The organism is Streptomyces sp. NPDC005799 (assembly GCF_040630525.1).
GTDB lineage: Bacteria > Actinomycetota > Actinomycetes > Streptomycetales > Streptomycetaceae > Streptomyces > Streptomyces griseorubiginosus_B.
The window spans coordinates 1-5,300 of record NZ_JBEXXQ010000144.1 but is presented as its reverse complement, the minus strand read 5'-3'; the positions used below and the strand labels follow the sequence as shown (position 1 = coordinate 5,300).

Genomic DNA, 5,300 nt, shown 5'->3' with positions numbered 1-5,300 from the left:
TCCTGCGCCCAGGGCCGATAACCACCCCACCCATCACAGACTGTGACGGGCAGTCAGACACACACCGACGCTGCACCGCTCAACTTCGAAGACCCCCGTTGCTTCGTCCGTCGACGGTGCGAACGTAAAGGTGGTGCAGGGCGGCACCGCGGAATCCTGAGGTCCGCAGCCCCGGCGGCGGTGGTTCCGGCGGTACGGGTTGCCGCCGGAACCGGCCTTCACATGCCTACATCAGCAGAGGGCGCAGGTCGTGCAGGTGCGGAAGCAGGAGTCCTCGCCGGAAATGGCGCCGACCGTGCTTTCGGATGCGACATCCTGGATGAAGGTCTCGGTGAGATCGATGTCGAAGAGATCCTGCGTCATGTTCTCGGACATGGGAATTCCTTCCTGTGGAACCTGCCAGATCGTCGCCCTTTGGCGACAGGAGCGGAATCTACGTACAAATAGCATGGAAAGTCAAGGGAGTGCGGGGAAGATCTGCGTTGGTTAGCGTGACCGAATTTCCGGGAAGAGGAATCGCTAATCATTGAATCCGTTTCATGCGGCATCAAGTTAGGGGTCGTGGCAGATATGCGGCGTGGCCAAAATGCGGAACAGGTGTTCCGCTGCGCGGATGGAGTGCTTCTGAGGACACCGCTCCTGGCCCGGCCGAGGGTCCGCGCGACCTGGCGGGACGGTGTGGGGGCCCGGCCGGACGAGACCGGCGCGGAGCCCGGTGAACTCCGTGCCCACCTCGTGGAGCTGCTCGCCGACGCGCGATTCCGGGAGGCGCTGGAGGTCTCCAGCGCCTCACTCGCCCGCACCGTCGACGCCGTCCTCGCAGACGAGCCCGTGACCGCTTCCGATTTGCGCAAGCTCCACCGGGCTGTGACCCGCTATCTACTCAGGGCCGCCTCGCGGCCCACCCCCTTCGGCCTGCTCGCGGGCGTCCTGTGGGGCTCCTTCGGCGCGGCCACCAAGGGGGAGCTCACCGGCGCGGGGCACAGAGCGGCACGGCCCGACGCCGGTTGGCTGGCACGGCTGATCGCCGAGTGGGAACGCGACCCCGAGGTGCACCTGGGGCTGAGCGTGGTGGTGAACGGGCTGTGCTTCGTGCGCGGCGGCCGCTTGGTCCTGCCGTTCGCCCCGGCCGGAGCGGGCCTGGACCCCGCCGCCTCCGATCACGACGCACCGCAGGAACGGGCGGGAGGGAGCCGCCCCACGTCCCGGACGCTCCGCTACACCCCGGTCGTGCGCGCCGTGACCGAGGCCGCCGCCCGCCCCGTCCGCTGCGGTGACCTGGTCCGGGAGGTCGAAACGCGTTTCCCCGGGGCGCCCGAAGGCGCCGTGGCCGGCCTCGTCGCCCAGCTGATCGGGGCGGAGATGCTGCTGACGGAACTGCGCCCACCGTTGGACTCTCCCGATCCCCTGGCACACGTCGAGGCGCTGCTCCCGGCCGCCACGCCCGCCGTCCAGTGGATCGCCGCACTACGAGAGTCGTTGGCTGAATACCGCCGCACCCCGCTCGGGGAGGGAAGGGCGGCCTGGCGCACGGCACTTGAGCGCGCCGCCGCAGGTCCCGACACGGCCTCCGGCTCAGGTGCGGCGGCAGGCCCCGGCTCAGCCGCAGGACGCTCGGCCGCTCCGGCGAACGCCGTCCAAGTGGACTTGCGTCTGGAGGGCACAGCCGTGCTCTCGCGCTCGGTGGCCGAGGAACTGGAGCGCGCCGCCGCCGTACTGTGGCGCCTGTCGCCCCCGGGACCGGGCCGGCTGACCGCATACCACCAGGATTTCGTGGAGCGGTACGGCCTCGGGCGCCACGTGCCCATCAAGGAACTCCTCGACCCCGACATCGGCCTCGGCGCCCCGGCCGGGTACCGGCTGCCCCCGAGCCACCGCCCCGACCCGGGACCCGCGCCGCTCGGAGCCGTACGCCAGCGCCTGCTGCTGGGACTCGCGGCCGAGGCGCAGGCGCGCGGGGCTCGTGAGGTCATCCTGGACGAGGAATGGCTGCGCAGGTTCGAGGCGGCCGACCGGGACGAGTCAGCCGACGCCGTGCGGCCGCCCGCCCTTGAACTCGTCGTGCAGATCGCGGCGGAGTCGGCCGCCGCGGTGGACCGAGGTGACTTCACACTTGTTCTGGGCGGTGCGGCCACCGCGTCCGGTGGCCTCATGGGCCGCTTCGCTCACCTCTTCCCGCCTGCGCAGATCGAGCAGATCCGGCACACGGTGCGGGCCGCACGCGAGACCACCGGACGGCTGCCCGTCCAAGTCCACCACCAGGCGTCGCACCACCGGCACGCCAACGTCGCCCAGGTGCCGACCTGGTTGGACGCACGCCTGGTCGTCGGCGTCCACCCCGGTCCCGCCGTGCCGGGCGTCACCGAACTCACACTCGACTCGATCGCCGTCTGCGCCGACTCCGAGGGCTTCCGGATCGTGTCCACGAAGTCGGGCCACGAATTGACGCCGTTGGCCCTCCACGTGCTCAACCGCGAACTGACCGCACCCAACGCGGTGCGCTTCCTCATCGAGGCCGCGGCGTTCGGCCGCAAGCAGTGGCGGCTGTGGGAATGGGGGACCGCAGCGGACCTGCCGTTCCTGCCCACGGTGCGTGTCGGCCGCACCGTTCTCAGTCCGGCCCGCTGGCGGCTGGAGGCGACCGGCCTGCCCTTCGACGAGTGGCGCGCCCTGTGGCGTGTGCCCGATCACGTCCAACTCACCATCGGCGACCACCGCATCCCCCTCAACCTCGTCGTCCCGGCGCACCAGGAGATCCTGCACCGCGAGTGCGAGCGGACCGGCGTGGCCGTGGTCCACGAGCTGCCACTGGGCCAGGACACCGACGGCGGGTGGCTGCACGGGCCCGGCGGCGCCCACGAGGCGGAGGCCGTAGTAACGCTCACGCCCTGCCAGCCGCAACCGAACGAGGCGCCCGCACGCACCCCGAGCACCAGGCGACCGGTGGTGCGGTGCGGCACCGGCGAGATCGCACCGGGCGGCCCCTGGCTGTACGCGACGCTCTACACTTCCGCCGAGCGTCAGAACGAACTCCTGGCCGGGCCGTTGCGCCGCTTCCTGACCGATCTTGGCTCCCCGCCCGCCGGACCGGAGGGCGTCGACCGCTGGTTCTTCATCCGGTACGCGGATCCGGACCCACACCTGCGACTGCGGCTGCACGGAGACCCGGCGACCCTCAACGGCATCATCCTGCCCCAACTCCACGACATGGCCGGGCAACTGGCAGGCGACGGGCTCGCCCGGGGGCTACGCCTCGACAGCTACGTCCCGGAGACCGAGCGCTACGGTGGCCCGACGCTGCTCGGCGCGGCCGAGGAGGTGTTCCACGCGGACAGCCAACTGGTGCTGAACCGGCTCGCGGCCCCCACCGACGACCGGATCCTGTCCACCGCGTACGACGTGACCGAGCTGGTACGGGCCTTCCGCCGAGGCCACGGCGGCGACTGGCGGCGCTGGCTCACCGGTATGTACCCCAAGCGGGAGCAGCACCACAAGGCGTTCGCTGCACGCAGGAGAGCGGCGCTCGCCAGGATCACTCCGGACGGTCGGCCGGACCCGGTGGCAAAGCCGCAGCACGCGGCGGTGGAACGCTACGGACGGCTGGTGCGCGCGGCGGAGGAGAGGGGCGCGCTCAGCGTCTCCCCGGACGCGGTGCTCGCCTCCCTCGTCCATATGCACTGCAACCGGCGCCTGGGCACGGACCGTACGGCCGAAGCGCAGACCTTGGCGGTGGCCCGTGGTGCGGTCCAGGCGCACCTCGACCGGGAAAGCGCCGGAGCATGAACGAGAACCTCGTCGCGCAGCTCGCGGAGCGCTTGGCCGACCCGGCCGCGCTGGCCGCACGGGTGACCGCCGTCGACACCCCCGAGCGGGCCGGGACCCACTCCCTGTGGCACGCCCAGTCCCTCGCGGACGGCTACGCCGGAGTGGGGCTCCTCTTCGCAGCGCTGGCCCACGGCGAGCCCCGGTACGCCAGGGTCGCGCACGCCCATCTGTCGGCGGCGGTCACCGGGGTGCGCAGGCCCGCACGGGAGGGGCTGTACGCGGGGCTGCCCGCAGTCGCCTTCACGGCCAGGGCCGCCGTCACCCGACCCGGCGAGTATGCGGCGCTCCTCACCAAGCTGGACGGCCGAGTCGCCTTGCTGGCGCGGCAGCTGGTGGAGGAGGACGCGCCCCGGGTGGCGGCCGGAACGGGCGGGGCCGGCATGGCCGGGTACGACGTGGTCGCCGGGCACTCCGGCATCGGCCGTCTGCTCCTGGCGGCCGGGCCCGAGCACCGGGAGACCACCGAGCTGGTCCTCGCCCACCTCGTCGCACTCACCCGCCCGGTCACCGAACCGGGCGGAAGGACTGTGCCCGGCTGGTGGACCTGCGACCCGATCCTGCTCAGCGAGCCGGACGGGATTCCCGGCGGGCACTTCAACGCCGGACTCGCGCATGGCATCCCCGGCCCGCTCGCGCTGCTGTCCCTCGCTCACCGCGCGGGTACGCGCGTACCGGGCCAGGAGCAGGCCATCCATACCATTGTCGAGTGGCTGCTGGCCCGCCGCAGCCCTGACGGCACCGGCTGGCCCAACATCGTCCCGCTGGACGCGGAGCTGGCGGCCACCTCCGGTACCCGTCCCGAACTGGCCGAGGACCGGGCCGGCTGGTGCTACGGCACGCCCGGCGTCGCCCGCGCCCTCCAACTGGCCGCACTGGCGCTGAAGGAGCCGGACTGGAACCGCCAGGCGGTGGCCGCGGTCGCCGCGGTCTGCGACCGGACGGTTGGAGCCCGTGCCATCTGGGACCCCACGCTCTGCCACGGCCTGGCAGGGCTCTCCACGATCGTGACCCTGATGGCCCGCGAGCCCGGGGGAGCGCAACTGACAGCGCGGACAAAGGAGCTGACCGACGCCCTGGCACGCGCGGCGGACCCGGCACACCCCTTCCTCTGGCCCGCCGCCGCCCCTGGAGACGCCGCCGTGGTGCACCGCCCCGGTTTCCTCGACGGGGCGGCGGGCGCTGCGCTCGCCCTGCACTTCGCGACGAACCCGGACGCGCCGCTCGGCGAACTACCTTGGCCGGCCGCCCTACTGCTGTGCTGAGCCTCCGTCAACGGCGCCGATGTGCTCCTGCTCGGTGTGACGTACAAAGCCCACATCGCCGATGACCGGGAGAGCCCGGCACGTCCCATCGACCGCAAACCGTTCCTAAACAGTGTGCAGGGGTGACATTTGCTGTCAGCTCCTGGAACTGCGCGCGTCCCGAACGGTGTTGGATGCGCTGGTCTCCCGCGTTCGCTGTGTCCTCGTCCGGCT

Annotated in this window: 3 protein-coding genes; 2 read left to right on the top strand and 1 reads right to left on the bottom strand. The window is 72.0% G+C overall.

Translation table 11 applies throughout. The features are described from left to right. Window positions 1–231 precede the first annotated feature (231 nt). Window positions 232–375, bottom strand: coding sequence for a hypothetical protein (locus ABZ453_RS50380; protein ID WP_359026705.1), 144 nt, complete (start codon window positions 373–375; stop codon window positions 232–234). A gap of 243 nt (window positions 376–618) precedes the next feature. On the opposite strand from ABZ453_RS50380, the gene ABZ453_RS50375 reads away from it, so the two are divergent. Further along, window positions 619–3,783, top strand: coding sequence for a lantibiotic dehydratase (locus tag ABZ453_RS50375; protein WP_359026703.1), 3,165 nt, complete (start codon window positions 619–621; stop codon window positions 3,781–3,783). Next, entirely contained in the window at window positions 3,780–5,087 is a 1,308-nt protein-coding gene (locus ABZ453_RS50370; RefSeq protein WP_359026701.1) for a lanthionine synthetase C family protein, read from the top strand. The genes ABZ453_RS50375 and ABZ453_RS50370 overlap by 4 nt, the downstream gene beginning before the upstream one ends. The last annotated feature ends 213 nt before the right edge of the window (window positions 5,088–5,300 follow it).

Coding starts and splice junctions, on each gene's coding strand:
- ABZ453_RS50370 (WP_359026701.1), top strand. CDS start 3,780: ATGAACGAGAACCTCGTCGCGCAGCTCGCGGAGCGCTTGGCCGACCCG.
- ABZ453_RS50380 (WP_359026705.1), bottom strand. CDS start 375: ATGTCCGAGAACATGACGCAGGATCTCTTCGACATCGATCTCACCGAG.